Origin of the sequence: Streptomyces sp. NPDC001828, from assembly GCF_042892175.1 — a bacterium.
GTDB lineage: Bacteria > Actinomycetota > Actinomycetes > Streptomycetales > Streptomycetaceae > Streptomyces.
In genome coordinates this window covers 33551-49561 of the sequence record NZ_JBIATV010000020.1, presented here as the reverse complement: position 1 = coordinate 49561, position 16011 = coordinate 33551, and the positions used below count along the sequence as shown (strand labels likewise).

General features: G+C 70.4%; 12 protein-coding genes, 1 tRNA gene and 1 pseudogene. 2 read left to right on the top strand and 12 right to left on the bottom strand.

Features of this window, described 5'->3' with window-relative positions; genetic code table 11:
- Positions 1–89 precede the first annotated feature (89 nt).
- Complete coding sequence (locus ACFYZA_RS37780; RefSeq protein ID WP_388494853.1) at positions 90–1589, top strand: cellulose binding domain-containing protein; 1500 nt, start codon at positions 90–92, stop codon at positions 1587–1589.
- A gap of 80 nt (positions 1590–1669) precedes the next feature.
- Here the strand turns inward: ACFYZA_RS37780 and ACFYZA_RS37775 are convergent, their stop codons facing one another.
- The 9 genes from ACFYZA_RS37775 to ACFYZA_RS37735 all read right to left on the bottom strand — a co-directional run bounded on the left by ACFYZA_RS37775 (position 1670) and on the right by ACFYZA_RS37735 (position 12523).
- Positions 1670–1822 (bottom strand): hypothetical protein, encoded by a 153-nt coding sequence (locus ACFYZA_RS37775; protein ID WP_382598065.1) that lies wholly within the window; start codon positions 1820–1822, stop codon positions 1670–1672.
- A gap of 11 nt (positions 1823–1833) precedes the next feature.
- The gene (locus ACFYZA_RS37770; protein WP_388494852.1) at positions 1834–2574 is read right to left on the bottom strand and encodes a MerR family transcriptional regulator; all 741 of its coding nucleotides are present in this window, start codon (positions 2572–2574) and stop codon (positions 1834–1836) included.
- An 83-nt stretch (positions 2575–2657) separates the two neighbouring features.
- Positions 2658–4307 (bottom strand): bifunctional aspartate transaminase/aspartate 4-decarboxylase, encoded by a 1650-nt coding sequence (locus ACFYZA_RS37765; protein ID WP_388494851.1) that lies wholly within the window; start codon positions 4305–4307, stop codon positions 2658–2660.
- Between the two features lie 33 nt (positions 4308–4340).
- Positions 4341–6044 carry an aspartate-alanine antiporter gene (aspT, locus tag ACFYZA_RS37760; RefSeq protein ID WP_388494850.1) on the bottom strand — a complete coding sequence of 568 codons (1704 nt, stop codon included), beginning with the start codon at positions 6042–6044 and terminating at the stop codon, positions 4341–4343.
- Positions 6045–6046: 2 nt separating this feature from the next.
- Positions 6047–7732, bottom strand: a complete 1686-nt coding sequence (gene aspT / locus ACFYZA_RS37755) for an aspartate-alanine antiporter (RefSeq protein WP_388494849.1) — start codon at positions 7730–7732, stop codon at positions 6047–6049.
- 165 nt (positions 7733–7897) lie between these two features.
- Positions 7898–9310 carry a GH1 family beta-glucosidase gene (locus tag ACFYZA_RS37750; protein ID WP_388494848.1) on the bottom strand — a complete coding sequence of 471 codons (1413 nt, stop codon included), beginning with the start codon at positions 9308–9310 and terminating at the stop codon, positions 7898–7900.
- 56 nt (positions 9311–9366) lie between these two features.
- Positions 9367–10248: a carbohydrate ABC transporter permease gene (locus tag ACFYZA_RS37745; RefSeq protein WP_382598132.1), complete on the bottom strand. Its 882-nt coding sequence runs from the start codon at positions 10246–10248 to the stop codon at positions 9367–9369.
- Positions 10206–11201 carry a carbohydrate ABC transporter permease gene (locus ACFYZA_RS37740; protein ID WP_382598078.1) on the bottom strand — a complete coding sequence of 332 codons (996 nt, stop codon included), beginning with the start codon at positions 11199–11201 and terminating at the stop codon, positions 10206–10208. Before ACFYZA_RS37740 ends, ACFYZA_RS37745 begins: the two co-directional genes overlap by 43 nt.
- A gap of 2 nt (positions 11202–11203) precedes the next feature.
- Positions 11204–12523 carry an extracellular solute-binding protein gene (locus ACFYZA_RS37735; protein WP_382598080.1) on the bottom strand — a complete coding sequence of 440 codons (1320 nt, stop codon included), beginning with the start codon at positions 12521–12523 and terminating at the stop codon, positions 11204–11206.
- Positions 12524–12775: 252 nt separating this feature from the next.
- Between ACFYZA_RS37735 and ACFYZA_RS37730 the strand changes: the two genes are divergently transcribed.
- On the top strand, positions 12776–13807 hold the full coding sequence (locus ACFYZA_RS37730) for a LacI family DNA-binding transcriptional regulator (RefSeq protein ID WP_382598082.1): 1032 nt from the start codon (positions 12776–12778) through the stop codon (positions 13805–13807).
- A gap of 82 nt (positions 13808–13889) precedes the next feature.
- On the opposite strand, the gene ACFYZA_RS37725 is transcribed toward ACFYZA_RS37730, so the two are convergent.
- From ACFYZA_RS37725 to ACFYZA_RS37715, 3 genes and pseudogenes are all read right to left on the bottom strand, one after another.
- Positions 13890–13962, bottom strand: a tRNA-His gene (locus tag ACFYZA_RS37725).
- Positions 13963–14095: 133 nt separating this feature from the next.
- Positions 14096–14698: an oligoribonuclease gene (gene orn, locus ACFYZA_RS37720; protein WP_382598084.1), complete on the bottom strand. Its 603-nt coding sequence runs from the start codon at positions 14696–14698 to the stop codon at positions 14096–14098.
- Between the two features lie 10 nt (positions 14699–14708).
- Positions 14709–15957, bottom strand: a pseudogene (locus ACFYZA_RS37715) (helix-turn-helix domain-containing protein).
- Positions 15958–16011 lie beyond the last annotated feature (54 nt).

Below are 16011 nucleotides of genomic sequence, written 5' to 3'. Positions count from 1 at the left end.
CGCCCAGGACAGGGCATTTGTCCGAATCCCCCGGGCTAGCGTGCTGCCCGCACCCCCAGAAAACCCCGCAACGCAGAGGCAGGCACGGCATGGGCACCAGTACGCACCGGCGCAGGGCGAGCGGCAAGACCAAGGTGATCGGCGGCCTCGTCGCCGCGGCGGTCGTCGGCGGCGGAGCCTTCGCGCTCACCGGCACCGCCCAGGCCGCCTCGATCGGCGCGGCGTACACCAAGACCAGCAGCTGGACCGGTGGTTACACCGGGCAGTACGTCATCACCAACGACACCGGCAAGGCGCTCTCCGACTGGACCCTGGAGTTCGACCTGCCCGCAGGCACCACCCTCGCCTCCCTCTGGAACGGCGACCAGACCGTCAAGGGCCAGCACGTGACGGTGAAGCCCCCGAGCTGGGACAAGGCCGGCCTCGCCCCGGGCAAGTCCGTGACCGTCGGCTTCGTCACCTCCGCGAGCGGCACCGCGGGCGACCCGACCGGCTGTCTCATCGACCAGGAGAAGTGCTCGGTCGACACCGGCGCCACCCCGCAGCCCAGCGGCCGCCCCACCGGGCAGCCCACCGCGAAGCCCTCCCAGTCGGCGAGCACCAAGCCCACCACCAAGCCGACCGCGCAGCCCTCCAAGCCGGCCACCGCGATACCCACCCCGAGCAAGACGCCCTCCGGAGGCGGCGGCACGGCGAGCGGCGCCGGGTTCGCCCCGTACGTCGACACCTCGCTCTACCCGACGTACGACCTCGCGGGCACCGCCGACAAGACCGGCGTGAAGCAGTTCAACCTCGCCTTCGTGACCTCGGGCGGCGGCTGCGCCCCGCTGTGGGGCGGCGTCACCGACCTGCCGGGCGACAAGGTCGCCTCGCAGATCGGCGCGCTGCGCGCCAAGGGTGGTGACGTCCGGGTCTCCTTCGGCGGTGCCTCCGGCTCCGAGCTGGGTCTGGTCTGCAAGAGCGCCGACGAGCTGGCCGCCGCGTACGGCAAGGTCATCGACGCGTACAAGCTCACCAAGGTGGACTTCGACATCGAGGGCGCGGCCCTGCCCGACACCGGCGCCAACGCCCGCCGCGCCCAGGCCATCGCGAAGCTCCAGCAGTCCCACCCCGGGCTCGACGTCTCGTTCACGCTGCCCGTGATGCCGGAGGGCCTGACCCAGCCCGGTGTCGACCTCGTCGCCGACGCCAAGAAGAACGGCGTCAAGGTCTCGGCCGTGAACATCATGGCGATGGACTACGGGCCCTCCTACAGCGGGAACATGGGTGACTACGCGATCCAGGCCGCCACGGCAACCCAGGCCCAGATCAAGGGAGTTCTGGGTCTGTCGGACGCCGCCGCCTGGAAGGCCGTCGCGGTCACCCCGATGATCGGCGTCAACGACGTCAACGTCGAGAAGTTCACCGTCGCCGACGCCACCAAGCTCGTGGACTTCGCGAAGTCCAAGGGGCTGGCCTGGCTCGCCATGTGGTCCGCCGCCCGTGACCAGCAGTGCCCCGGCGGCGCCAAGGACTCCGCCGACCCGACCTGCTCCTCGATCGCCCAGGAGCCGCTCGCCTTCACCAAGGCCTTCGGCGCCTACAAGTAACCCCAGAGGAAAGGCCTTCGGGCCTCGCTGAACCAGCGTCCCGGCCGGTGCGCACCTTCCCCCACGTCGGCCGGGGCGCCTCAGCGCGTGGACGCCCGGGCCACCAGGGCCAGGACGGCGACCGCCACCACCACCGCGGCCACCACGCCCCACCCGATCACCCCGAACGCCGCGAGCACGCACACCAGCGGCACCACGACCAGCAGGAACGGCAGGAGCGAGTACCGGTTCACCTTCATCTCCTTCACCGTGCCGCCTCCAGATAGTCCATGAGCGGGTCCCACTGGCCCGGCCGTGCCGACGCGTCGCCGGACAGGGCCGCCGGGTCCTCGCGCCACGCGGCCCGTACGCCGGTGGAGAGCGCCCGGTCGCCGCCGCTGAACAGGGCGCTCAGCTCGTCCATCCGGGCCACCAGGGCGCGTACCCGGGGATCGGTCGGATCGGTGCCGGCGGACCTCAACTCCTCGGCCCGCCGGTACAGTTCGGGCCACTCGACCTCCAGGAGGTAGTGCGCGGCCGGCCCGGCCGCCGCGCCGTGCCGGCCGAGCGCGCGCATCTGGTCGTCGTCGAGGTGGCGGCGCACCGCCCCTTCCGCGGCGCCGGTGGCGCGCAGCGCGTCGAGGACCGCGGCGGTCGTCGGGGGCCGGCCGTCCGCCAGCTCGTCCTCGATGTGCACGAGGCGGTCGCGCAGGGTGGCGAGCGCCGCGAGGTGGGCCTCGACGCTCTCGCGGTGGTCGCGCAGGACCCGCGCCGGATCCAGGCCCGAGTCCAGGCAGCGGGCGACGGTGTCGAGACCGAGGCCCAGGCTGCGCAGGGCGAGCACCTGGTAGAGGCGTTCGATGTCGTCCTCGGTGTACTCCCGGTGCCCGCCCGCAGTGCGGCGGGACGGGGACAGCAGGCCGATGGTGTCCCAGTGGTGCAGCGTGCGGACGGTGAGCCCGCTCGCCTCGGCAAGGGGGCCCACCTTCCAGGTGGATTCGCTCATACGGCCACTGTGCATCCTCACGCCGCGTGAGGTTCAAGGCCCGCGCCCGCCCGGTGCGACGGGAGGCGGGAGCGGGCCCCGCCTCAGACCCGCGACGTCCGCCACTCCTCCGCGTAGTCGTTGAAGATCGCCCGCAGATGGTGGCCGATCTTCAGGTAGTCCAGGTCGTCGAGGTTGGCGAGCGAGACCCGCACCGACCACTCGGGGCCCTCGAAGCCACCGCCGTTGAGCAGCACCACGCTGGTCTGCTCGGCGAGCCGGAACAGCGGGTCGACGGGCTCGTAGTTCTTCTCCAGGAAGGCCGCGAAGTCCTTGCCGTGGACGCGCTCGGCCTCGGCGAGCAGATCGAGCTCGATGTAGTACCCGGCCCGCTTCGGATCGTCCGCGATCTTCATCTGGGCTCCCTCCAGGAGGAGTTCGAGCCGCTGGTTGACGATCGCGCGGATGCGGTGCTTGTACGCCTGGCCCTCCTCCAGGAGGTCGAAGAGCGAGAACAGGGTCATCATCACCTGCTGGGGCAGCGACAGGCCCGCCGTGTGGTTGAGGGCGACCTGCCGCGAGTCGGCGACGAGCCGGTCGATGAACCGGATCTTGGACGGCTCCAGGCTGAGCGTCCCGTACCGCTTGTCCAGGCGGTCCTTCTCGGACTGCGGCAGCGCGGCGATCAGCTCGTCGATCACGTTGTCGTCGTGCAGCCCGATCACCCCGAGCCGGTGGCCGGTGCAGCCGTAGTGCTTGGAGTACGAGTAGACGAGCAGGGTGTTGCGCGGCACCTCGGCGGCGATCGAGCGGAAGTCCTCCACGAACGTGCCGTACACGTCGTCGGTGACGATCAGCAGATTCGGGTTCGGCCCGGCCACGATGTCCTTGATCTGCTGGGTGACCCGGTCGCTCAGCGCGAGCGAGGGCGGGTTGGACGGGTTGACCAGGCACACCAGCTTCACGCTCGGGTCGGCGAGCTTGGCGACCTCCTCGGCGGGATAGCGCCACTCGCGCACCCCGGTCTCGGTGAACAGGCTCGCCTCGACGCGCACCACGTCGAACTCGTAGGTGTCGAGTTCGGGGATCTCGATGTACGGCGTGAACACCGGCACCATCAGGGCGATGCGGTCGCCCTTCTTCAGGACGCCGTTCTTCATCAGGGAGTCGAAGATGTAGCACATGGCGGCCGTGCCGCCCTCGGTCGCGAACAGCGACAGGGTGTCCTGCGGCGGCCGCTTGTCGAACATCTCGTCGGCGAGGTAGCCGCGCACGACCTTCTCGGCGTGCACCAGCATCCGGTCCGGCACCGGGTAGTTGTCGCCGATCGAGCTGTCGGTGAGCTCGTGCACGAACTCGTCCCGGTCGAAGCCGAAGCGCTCGACGGCGTACGCGATGCACCGCTCCAGGAGCTCGATGCCGGGCAGGTCCGGGTGCTGGCGCACATAGGAGTCGAAGCGGCCGGCCGCGCCCTGCTTCTCGGGCATCCCGCCCAGGTTGTCGGCGGTCCACACCCGGCGGGACTCCGACAGGGCGAAGTAGCCGAGGGCGTAGAAGGCCTCGCGGGGGCCGGTGGCCACCCAGTTCGGGTTGCCGCGGCCGGCGTTCAGCATCTGCCGCGCCGACTTCTCCTTCTGGCCGGGCTCGTCCTCCTGTACCGCCTGGGCGATCTGGATGAACTTGTCCTTCAGCTCGAACGGCGAGAGCTGGGCGAAGGACTGGATTTCCTCACGGGTGAAGGTGGTCTTGGGCACGGAACTTCCTTACGTACGTGAGCGGTTGAGGTCTCAGTGGTTGAGGAGGATGATCACGGCGCCCCAGATGGTGAGCAGGACGTTGCTCATCGCGTAGGGGATGGTGTAGCCGAGCGTGGGGATCTGGGATCTGGACGCCTCGTTGACCGCGCCGAACGCCGCCGTCGTGGTCTCGCCGCCCGCCAGGACGCCCATCAGGATGGGGAAGCGGATCTTCTGGATGTAGTGGCCCACCAGGAAGCCGACGATCAGCGGTACGACGGTGACCACCACGCCCCACAGGAGCAGTGTCCAGCCCGCCGTGGACAGGCCGCTGGTGAAGCCCGGCCCCGCGTTGAGGCCGACCACCGCGATGAACAGGCAGAGCCCGAGGGTGTCCATGAACCACTGGGCGCCGGGCGGGACGTTGCCGTACGTCGGGTACTTGGAGCGGATCCAGCCGAAGACCAGACCCATGATCAGCGCGCCGCCCGAGGTGGAGAGCGAGATCGGGACGCCGCCCGCCTTCAGGGCCGGGATGCCGATCAGGGCGCCGAGGAAGATGCCCAGGCACACCCACACCATGTCGGTGGCGAAGCTGGTCGGGACCGGCTTGCCGATCGCCTTCCCTGCCGGGCCCACCAGGCGCTTGGGCCCGGTCAGGATGAGGGTGTCGCCGCGCTCCACGGGCGTGGAGAGCCGGTAGGGGAACTCGGTGCCCGAGCGGTACAGCTTGTCCACGTACACCCCGACCATGAACGGCTCCTGCCGCAACTCGCCGATGGTCCTGCCCAGTTGGGCCTTCTCGGAGGCCACCACGTGCAGGGTCTCGGTCTGGTAGCCGAGCAGTTCCACGTCGTCGCTCTCGCCGCCGATGTGGGTGCGGGCGTCGTAGGTGACGAGGTCGCCGCGGATCGCGCTGATGGCGACGGTGTCGCCCTGGTGCAGGACCGTCTGCTGGTCGTGCTGGAGGACGGTGCCGTCGCGCCGCACCGCCGTGATGTAGACACGGCGGCCCAGCTGCTTCTGCTGCTGCTCGAAGTCGTCGATGGTGCGGCCCACGATGTCGGGGCGCTCCACCTTGTAGGCGCGCAGCACCACCTCGTAGTAGCCCGCGCCGATGTCGGGGTCGTCGCCGGGCGCGTCCAGCTCCTTTGCCAGCTGGGCGCTCTCCTCGGCGAGGTCCTTGCGGTAGAGCCGGGGCAGCACCGAGGCGAGGAGCAGCGCGGCGCAGACCGTGCCGAGCGGGTAGCAGACCGCGTACCCGATGGCGACGAGGTTCTCCTCGCTCTTGATCTGGGCGGGGCTGAGGCCCGGCAGGTTGCCGATCGCGTCCTGGGCGACGCCGATCACGGCCGACTGGGTGAGCCCGCCGCCGAGCAGCCCGGCCGAGAGCCCGGGCCCGTACCCGAGCATCGAGGCGAGGCCCCAGGAGACCAGCAGGCCCGTGACGCAGACGACCAGCGCGTTGACGACCTGCGGCAGGCCGTCCTTCTTCAGGCCGCGGAAGAACTGCGGGCCGACCCGGTAGCCGAGCGCGAACAGGAACATCGTGAAGAAGAGGTTCTTCACCGTGGCGTCGATCGGCACCTTGAACTGGGCGCCGAGGAACAGGCCCACGATGAGGCAGCCGGTGACCGCGCCGAGCCCGATCGCCTTGTAGCGGACCTTCCCGAGCAGGAAGCCCAGCGCGATGGTGACGAACACCAGGAGCTCGGGGTGCGGATGGAAGATGTTGCGGTTGATGAAATCGATCATGTTCAGGCTCCGAGGACGCCGACGAGGACCGGGCCGGTCAGGGGCAGCAGGAAGTTCGAGAGCGTGTACGTGATGGTGTAGCCGAGCATCGGTACGGAGCTCTGGGCGACCTGGGTGATGGAGGTGATGGCGGGCGTCGAACACTGCTGGCCCGCGATGGCGCCGACGAGCAGCGGCTTCTCGATCTTCAGCAGGGTGCGTCCGACCAGCAGCGACAAGGTGGCGGGGATCAGCACCATCGCGATCCCGGCGAACGGGAGCAGCGCCCCGTACTGCTTGAGCAGCGGCCAGGCCTGCGGCCCCGACACGAGGCCGGTGCAGGCGATGAAGACCGCGAGGCCCATGTCCTTCAGGGTGGTCGCGGCCTGCGGCGGGAACGCACCGAAGGTCTGCTTGCGGGAGCGGAACCAGCCGAAGACGAGGCCGGAGATCAGACAGCCGCCGCCGGTGCCGAGCGAGAGCGGGATGTCCCCGGCCCGGACCACCACCTGACCGAGCAGCGAGCCGCACACGATGCCGAGGCCCAGGTAGATGAAGTCGGTGGCGTCGTTCTTGACCACCGCGCCGATCTTCGCGACCAGCTTGTTGAGCCCGGAGCGGGCGCCGACCAGGGTGAGGACGTCACCCCGGCGCAGCACGGTGTCCGGGGTCGCGGGCAGGTGCTGGTCGTTGCGGATCACATCGGTGACGTACACGCCCTGCTTGATGAACTCCGGGTGGGTACGCTGGAGTTGGTCGAGGCTCTTGCCGTCGGCGGACTTCTCGGTCATCGCGACCTGCGCGGTGGCCAGCGGCGAGTCGAGACCGGGGATGCCGGGCGTCTCGGGGCCGATCTCGCGGCCCGCCTCGATGGTGTTGGCCCGCCGGCCGACCACGAGCACGAGGTCGGACAGGGTCAGCTCGACGTGGGGTTCGGGGGTGATGGTGCGGCTGCCGCGGCGCAGCGCCTCGACGGTGATCCGGCCGCCGAGCGAGGACTCCAGGTCGCCGATGGTGCGACCGTCGGCGAGGGTCACCAGATAGGTGCGGCCCACCAGGCCCGGCAGCGCCTCGCGCTCGTCGGCCTCCAGGCCGTGCTCGCCCCCGCCGCCGCGCATCTTCTCCCACAGCTGCCGGGACGCGTCCCGCAGGTTGATGCGCAGCATCATCGGCATGATCTGGCTGGTGTAGATGACGATGGTGATGAGGCCGAAGAGGTAGCAGACCGTGTACGCGGTGGCCACATGGCCCTGGTAGTCGCTGACCTGGGCCGCGCTGAGGCCGCTGAGCTTGCCGATGGCCTCGGTGGCGGTGCCGACGACCGCGGACTCGGTGGCGGCGCCGGCCAGGATGCCGGACGCGGTGCCGACGTCGAGCCCGAACGCCTTCGCCAGGCCGTACGCGATGCCGAGCACGCAGACCAGCTCGATCAGGCACAGCGTGAAGAAGCGCAGGCTGCCGCGGTTGAGGTTGGCGAAGAACTGCGGGCCCGCGAGATAGCCGAGCGAGAAGATGAACAGGGCGAAGAAGACCGTCTTGACGTCACCGGAGACCTGCACCTTGGCCCAGGCGCCCATCAGGAGCGACACGATCAGGGTGCCGCAGATGCCGCCGAGCGTGATGGGTCCCGCCCGCAGCTTGCCGACGAGGTAGCCGAGCGCGAGGCAGAGGAAGAGGGCGAGCTCCGGATGGTCCTTGAGGATGCCCATCGCGGCTCAGCCGAGCCGCGGGGCGGGCAGGGTGCATCCGGGCCGGAGGGTATGAAGGGCATATATGGACACAAGGCGCATAAACGCGAAATTAACAGCGGACGGGGGCGGCGGCACCCCGGTCCGCCGCCCCGGCACCGCCCCGCGACCGTTCCTCCCGTGGCGTCAGGCCCCGGGCGCCGCTGGCAGTTCACCCGTTCGGGCCAGCTCCGCGTACCAGCGGGCGCTCGACTTCGGGGTGCGCTCCAGAGACTCGTAATCCACGTACACCGCGCCGAACCGCTTGCCGTACCCGAACGACCACTCGAAGTTGTCCATCAGGGACCACAGGTAATAGCCCCGCACGTCCGCACCCGCCTCCATCGCCCGGCGCACCGCCGCGAGGTGCTCGCGCAGATAGCCGATGCGGTCCGGGTCGTGCACCGAGCCGTCGGGTCCCGGCTCGTCGTCGCAGGCCGCGCCGTTCTCGGTGACCAGGAGCGGCAGGCCCGGCGCCTCCTTGGTGTAGCGCAGGAGCAGGTCGTACAGGCCCGACGGGTCGATGGTCCAGCCCATCGCGGTGCGCTCGCCGGGCGGCTGGTGGAAGGCGACCGAGGCGGCGCCCGGCCAGGGCGAGTGCGCGCTCGCCCCGTGGCCGTCGGCGCGGGCGTTCGCCGTGCCCGCGTCCGCCGCCGACACCAGGGAGGTCGTGTAGTAGTTGAGGCCGAGCGCGTCGAGCGGCTGCTGGATCGCGCGCAGGTCGCCGTCGTGCACGAAGGACCAGTCGGTGACGGAGGCGGTGTCCGTGAACAGGTTCGCCGGGTAGGCGCCGTGCAGCATCGGCCCGTGGAAGATCCCGTTGGCCAGGTCGTCGATCCTGCGCACCGCGTCCAGGTCCGCCGGATCCGGCGAAAGCGGCCTGATCGCGGCCGAGTTGAGGCTCACCGCGAGCTGATTCCGCGAAGGAAGCACCGCTCGGAGGGCCGAAGTCGCCTCGCCGTGAGCCAGGTTGAGGTGGTGGGCAGCGCGCAGCGAGGCCGCCGGGTCGGTCCGCCCGGGCGCGTGCACCCCCGAGGCGTACCCCAAGAACGCGCTGCACCAGGGCTCGTTGAGAGTGATCCAGCGCTCGACCCGGTCGCCGAGCGCGGCCCCGACGAGCGCCGCGTACTCGGCGAACCGATGGGCGGTGTCGCGGGCCGGCCAGCCCCCCGCGTCCTCCAGCTCCTGCGGCAGGTCCCAGTGGTAGAGGGTGAGGGCCGGCGCGATGCCGTGGTCGAGCAGCTCGTCGACCAGGCGCCGGTAGAAGTCCAGGCCGAGCTGGACGGCGGGCCCGCGCCCGGTGGGCTGCACCCGCGACCAGGACACCGAGAACCGGTACGAGGTGAGGCCGAGCTCCGCCATCAGCGCGACGTCCTCGCGCATCCGGTGGTAGTGGTCCACCGCCAGGTCCCCGGTGTCCCCGCCGGCGGTCGCCCCCGGGGTGTGGCTGAAGGTGTCCCAGATCGACGGGGTGCGGCCGCCCTCGGCCGCCGCCCCCTCGATCTGGTAGGCGGAGGTGGCGGCGCCCCAGAGGAACCCGGGCGGAAAGCGGTCGGACATACGGCACTCCCAACGAGCTGATGAGTAAGGGGACTTGGGGCCAGCCGTGGCGCGGGCTAGCCCTTGACCGCGCCCTGCATGATCCCGCCCACGATCTGCCGCCCGAAGAGCACGAACGCGAGCAGCAGCGGCAGCGTGCCGAGCAGGGCGCCGGCCATGATGACCGACTGGTCGGGGATGTAGCCGCGGCCGAGTCCGGTGAGGGCCACCTGGACGGTGGGGCTGCCGTTCTGGGTCAGCGCGATGATCGGCCAGAAGAAGTCGTTCCACGCCATCACGAAGGTCAGCATCCCGAGCACCGCCATCGCGGGCCTCGCCACCGGGAACACGATGTGCCACACCACCCGCCAGCTGCTCGCCCCGTCCATCCGGGCGGCCTCGACCAGCTCGGTGGGCAGCGCCTCCACCAGGTACTGGCGCATGAAGAACACCCCGAACGCGCTGACCAGGGTGGGCAGGATGACGGCCTGGAGCTGGTCGGTCCAGGACAGCTTGGCGACCAGCATGTACAGCGGTACGACGCTGAGCTGCGGCGGCACCATCATCGTGCCGATCACCAGGACGAGCAGCAGGTTCTTGAAGCGGAACCGCAGCTTGGCGAAGGCGAAGCCGGCCAGGGTGGAGAAGAACACCGTGCCGGCCGCGATCGACCCCGCGACGATCGTCGTGTTGAGCAGGGCCGTGCCCATGTTGGCGTCGGTCCAGGCGATCTGGAGGTTCTTGAACAGGTTGGAGCCGAACCAGAACGGCGGAGGCGTCTGGGCGAGCCGGGTGTTGGTGCGGGACGCGGCCACCGCCGTCCAGATCAGCGGGAAAAGGGATCCGGCGGTGAACACGATCAGCACCGCGTGGGTGAGCCGGCCGCCGTGCAGCTGTCGTCCGGCACGCTGGGTCCTCAACTCATCATCCCCTTGCGCAACTTGTGGGAGACGAGCCAGTTCACCGCGCCGATGAGGAGCAGGATCAGGAACATCGCCCAGGCGATCGCCGAGGCCCGGCCCAGGTGCAGATTCACCCAGCCCTGCTCGTACAGGTACAGGCCGAGCGTCTGGAACTGGTGGTCGGAGCCGCCGGTGGCGCCCGCGGAGCCGTTGAACAGGAGCGGCTCGCCGAACAGCTGGGTCGCGCCGATCGTGGAGACGACCGTCGTGAACAGGATCGTCGGCCGCAGCGACGGGATCGTCACGTGGCGGAACTGCTGCCACCGCGAGGCCCCGTCGAGCGCCGCCGACTCGTACAGATCGGCCGGCACCGCCTGCATCGCGGCCAGGTAGATCAGCGCGTTGTAGCCGGTCCAGCGCCAGACGACGATGGTGGAGACGGCCAGTTGCGAGGACCAGCCGCCGTTCTGCCAGTCGACGTGGCCGAACCCGACGAGCCCGAGCGCCCAGTTGATCATTCCGTAGTCGCGCCCGAAGAGCAGCACGAACACCAGGGTCGCGGCCGCCACGCTGGTGGCGTACGGGGTGAGCACGGCGACCCGGAAGAACATCGAGCCGCGCAGCTTGTAGTTGAGCAGATGCGCGATGCCGAGCGCGACGAGCAGCTGCGGCACGGTGGAGAGGATCCCGATGGTGACGGTGTTGCGCAGCGCGTTCCAGAAGAAGTCGTCCGAGAGCAGCCGCGAGAAGTTCCGCAGGCCCACCCACGTCATGTCGTTCGGCGAGGTCAGCTCGACCTGGTGCAGCGAGGCCCAGCCGGTGTAGAGGAGCGGGAAGAGGCCGAAGGCCGCGAAGAACACGAAGAAGGGCGCGACGAGCGCGTAGGGACTCCAGCGCACGTCCCGCCGGTAGCGGCGGCTGCGCCGCTCCTCGGCCCGCTCCCGGGCGGGGGCCGTGCCCTCCTGCCCGGGAGCGGGGGAGGGCACGGCGGCCGTGGTGTCGCTCGCCATCGTCACTGGTCCAGGGCGTTGTCGATCGCCTTCACCGCGGCGTCCCAGCCCTGCTGCGGGGACTTGCCCTTCTGCTCGACCTGGAGCATGCCGATGTCGGAGAGGTTCTGCTGGATGATCTGGTCCTTCGGCCCGAGGAACTGCACCGGAGTGCCCTCGGCGGCCTTGGCGAAGATCTGGCCGATGGGCGCGTTCGCGAAGTAGGCGTGCTTGGCGCCGGCGACCGCGGGCAGCCCGTACGCCGCCTTGGCGCTCGGGAAGCTGCCGCGCTTCTCGAACAGGACGGCCTGCTGGGCGGGCGCGGTCAGCCAGGCGGCGAGCTTGGCGGCCTCCGCCTTGTGCTTGCCGGCCGACGGCACGGCGAGGAAGGAGCCGCCCCAGTTGGAGGGCTTGGGGGCGGCGGCCACGTCCCACTGGTCCTTGCCCGCGGCGCCCGCCTTGTCCTGGATGTAGCCGAGCATCCAGGCCGGGCAGGAGACGGTGGCGAAGGTGGCGTTGGCGAAGCCCTGGTCCCAAGTCGGCTGGAACTGCTGGAGCTTGGCGGTCAGGCCGCCGGTCGCGAACGCGGCCGCGGTGTCCCAGGCCTGCTTCACGGCGGGGTTGGTCTTGTAGACGACCTTGCCGTCGGCGTCGTAGTAGCGGGTGGCGCTGGACCCGGTGATCGAGTTCAGCACGCCGGAGGCGGAGTCCACGAAGGCGGTGCCCGAGGGGGCCTTCGCCTTGTACTGGCGCCCCGCCTCCAGGTACTTGTTCCAGTCGCCCGCCCACAGCTTGCCGACCGCGTCCCGGTCGGTCGGCAAGCCGGCCTTGGCGAACAGGTCCTTGCGGTAGCAGATGCCGGTCGGCCCGGTGTCCGTGCCCAGCGCCACCGTCTTGCCGTCCTTGGCGGTGGCCTCCGCCCACTTCCACGGCAGGAAGTCGTCCTTGTTCACGCCGGACGCCTTGGACAGGTCCTCCAGCTTGCCGCTCTGCGTCGCGGTGACCTCGGCGATGTTGCCGACCTCCACGGCCTGGATGTCGGCGAGCCCGCTGCCGGAGCCGAGGTGGGTCAGGAGCTGCGGATAGTAGTTCTCGTTCCGCTCGATCGAGGTCTGCTTGATCTCGATGTCCGGGTGGAGCTTCATGTACGCGTCGTAGAGCCCGGCCTCCTTCAGGCCGAAGGCGCCGAAGACGCCGACGGTGAGGGTGGTCTTCCCGCCGCCCCCGCCGCCTCCCGCCGACGAGCCGTCGGCCGCCGGGGACTTCCCGTCGTCGGCGCAGCCGGCGAGCAGCCCGGTACCGAGCGCGGCCACGGCCGCGAGGGCCGCCAGCCGCCTGGACATACGTGTACGCGTGCGCATTGCTTCCTCCAACTGTCGTCCGGGCCAAGCCAGTTGAGGCGGGTCGGCGCGGGCGGAAGGGATGCGGAAGGTGTAAGGACCTACTACTGTGGGAGCGCTCCCAGCTGTGATGTGTTGAAGGTTCGCGGCTCCCTGTTGGACTGTCAAGGGACCGCGCAACGACAGGGGATGCCGTTCTCCGTCCGGCGGGGGCTGTTACTTTCACGGTCAGTTGCGCGAGTTGGGGAGGCAGACGTGACAGCAGCTCGCACGGTCAGGGGCCGGAGCGCGGGGCGGCCCACCCTCGAAGAGGTGGCCGCGAGGGCCGGAGTCGGCCGGGGCACGGTGTCCCGGGTGATCAACGGCTCGCCCCGGGTCAGCGAGGAGACCCGCGCCGCCGTCGAGGCCGCCGTGGCCGAACTCGGCTACGTGCCCAACAGGGCGGCCCGCGCGCTCGCCGCCAACCGCACGGACGCCATCGCCCTGGTCGTCCCCGAGCCCGAGGCCCGCTTCTTCGCCGAGCCGTACTTCTCCGACATCGTGCGCGGAGTGGGCGCCGCCCTCGCCGACACCGAGATGCAGCTCCTGCTAACCCTGGTCGGCGGCGACCGGGAGCGGCGCAGGCTCGCCCAGTACCTGGCCTCGCACCGCGTCGACGGCGTCCTGCTCGTCTCCGTGCACGCCGACGACCCGCTGCCCGAGCTGCTCGAACAGCTCGGCATCCCCGTGGTCATCAGCGGCCGGCGCTCCGAGGACGAGCCGCTCGCCTCGGTCGACTCCGACAACTTCGAGGGCGCCCGCGCCGCCGTCGCCCATCTCCTGGCCCGTGGCCGGCGCACCATAGCGACGATCACCGGGCCACTGGACGTGTACGGGGCCCGAAGGCGCCTGGACGGCTACCGGGCCGCCCTCGCGGCGGCCGGCCTCGGCGAACTGGCCGCCCACGCCGACTTCACCGAGGAGGGCGGCCGCCGCGCGATGACCGAGCTCCTGGCCCGCGCCCCGGAACTGGACGCGGTCTTCGCCGCCTCCGACGTGATGGCCTCCGGCGCCCGCCAGGTGCTGCGCGACCACGGCCGCCGCATCCCCGAGGACACCGCCCTGATCGGCTTCGACGACTCGTCGATAGCCCGGCACATGGACCCGCCCCTGACCAGCGTCCGCCAGCCCATCGAGGAGATGGGCCGCGCGATGGCCGAGCTGCTCCTGACCGAGATATCCGCCACCGAACCGACCCGGCCGAGCCTGGTGCTGCCGACGGAACTGGTGGTGCGGGCCTCTTCGTAGGCCCGTACGCGGGGCGCGCGAACAGGGCCTGTACACGAAGAAGGCCCGAACCGCTTTCGCGGCCCGGGCCTTCTTCCATCAGGGTGAGTAACGGGACTCGAACCCGCGACATCCTGGACCACAACCAGGTGCTCTACCAGCTGAGCTATACCCACCATGCATGACCGGACTGTTGTGGTCTTGAGAAGTCCCTGGGGGCTTCCCTACCGGCCGAGAAAAAGTGTACAGGGTCCGGGAGGGTGCTCGCGCACATGTTTCGAGGCACCCTCCCGGCCCCCCTGTGGAGCGTTACTCCGCAGGCAGGACGTACTTCGCCGCGATGGTCTTCGCGGTGTCCGAGTCCGGGCCCGGTTGCGGGACGAAGACCGCCTCGCGGTAGTAGCGGAGCTCCGCGATGGATTCACGGATGTCCGCCAGCGCGCGGTGGTTGCCGTTCTTGTCCGGGCTGTTGAAGTACGCCCTCGGATACCAGCGCCGGGCGAGCTCCTTCACGGAGGAGACGTCCACGATCCGGTAGTGGAGGTAGGACTCCAGGCTCGGCATGTCCCGCAGGAGGAAGCCCCGGTCGGTACCGACCGAGTTCCCGCACAGCGGCGCCTTGCCCGGCTCCTTGACGTGTTCACGTACGTACGCGAGGACCTGCTCCTCGGCGTCGGCCAGCGTGGTGCCGCCGGCCAGCTCGTCGAGGAGCCCGGAGGCGGTGTGCATGGTGCGCACCACCTCCGGCATGGTCTCCAGCGCGGCGTCCGGGGGACGGATCACGATGTCCACCCCTTCACCGAGTACGTTCAGCTCCGAGTCGGTGACCAGTGCGGCCACCTCGATGAGTGCGTCGTCCGCCAGCGAGAGCCCGGTCATCTCGCAGTCGATCCACACCATGCGGTCGTTCATGCGCCTTACCCTACGGGGCGCTCCGCTGGCCGGGCAGACTCGCACGGCTACCGGAGTACCCGGAGGCGTACAGATCGGAGCTGGACTTCCCCGGCTCCGGTCCGGTGTGGGAGGTCGCGGACGGCCCCACCACACTCGCGGCCGCCGTCCGCCGGGCCTGGGGGAGCGCCTGGGAGGGAACGGTCTCCGGAACCGGAGCGGGCATCGGCACCGCGACGGGACCCGCACTGGGCTCCGGCTGCGGACGACGGGCCCGGTAGGCCGCGCGGTAGGACGCCGGGGACGAGCCGAGCTGGCGGCGGAAGTGCCCGCGCAGCGCGACCGGGGAGCGGAAGCCGCAGCGGCCCGCCACCTCGTCCACGGAGTAGTCGGACGTCTCCAGCAGGCGCTGGGCCTGCAGGACCCGCTGGGTGATCAGCCACTGGAGGGGGGCCGACCCGGTCAGCGAGCGGAAACGACGGTCGAAGGTACGGCGGCTCATGTACGCCCGCGCGGCCAGGGTCTCCACGTCGAACTGCTCGTGGAGGTGCTCCAGCGCCCAGGCGACGACCTCGGCCAGCGGGTCGGAGCCGATCTCCTCCGGTAAAGACCGGTCGAGATAGCGCTCCTGCCCGCCGCTGCGACGCGGCGGCACGACCAGTCGGCGGGCCAGCGCACCGGCCGCCTCGCTGCCGTGGTCCGTCCGCACGATGTGCAGACAGAGATCGATTCCGGCCGCGGTTCCGGCCGAGGTGAGGACGTCTCCGTCGTCGACGAAGAGCTCCCTCGGGTCCACGTGTACGGATGGATACCGTTTGGCCAGTGTCGGCGCGTACATCCAGTGCGTCGTCGCCGGGCGGCCGTCCAGCAGACCGGCCGCGGCGAGCACGAACGCGCCGGTGCACAGCCCGACGATCCTTGCCCCTTCCTCGTGTGCGCGGCGCAGCGCGTCGAGCGCGGCCGCGGGGGGGCGGCGAGGTGATGGAACGCCACGCGGGCACCACCACCGTTCCCGCCCTGCTGATGGCTTCCAGACCGTAGGGCGCGGTGAGTTCGAGTCCCCCTGTGGTCCGCAGGGGTCCTTCCTCACCGGCACACACCAGCAGTCTGTAACGCGGAACTCCCGCGTCCTGTCGGTCGATTCCGAAAACGGAGAGCGGAATGGAACTTTCGAAGATGGGGCCGCCACTGAACAGCAGTACGGCGACGACTTCCCGGCGTCGGCGGCCGGCCAGCTTCCTTGCGGTCTCCGGTGATGCGGCAGCGGAGTCCTGGCTCATGGCGCTAAGCCCCCCTCGGTGTTCGCGGCTCCCCGTTCTTGTCGGGCCTGTCGC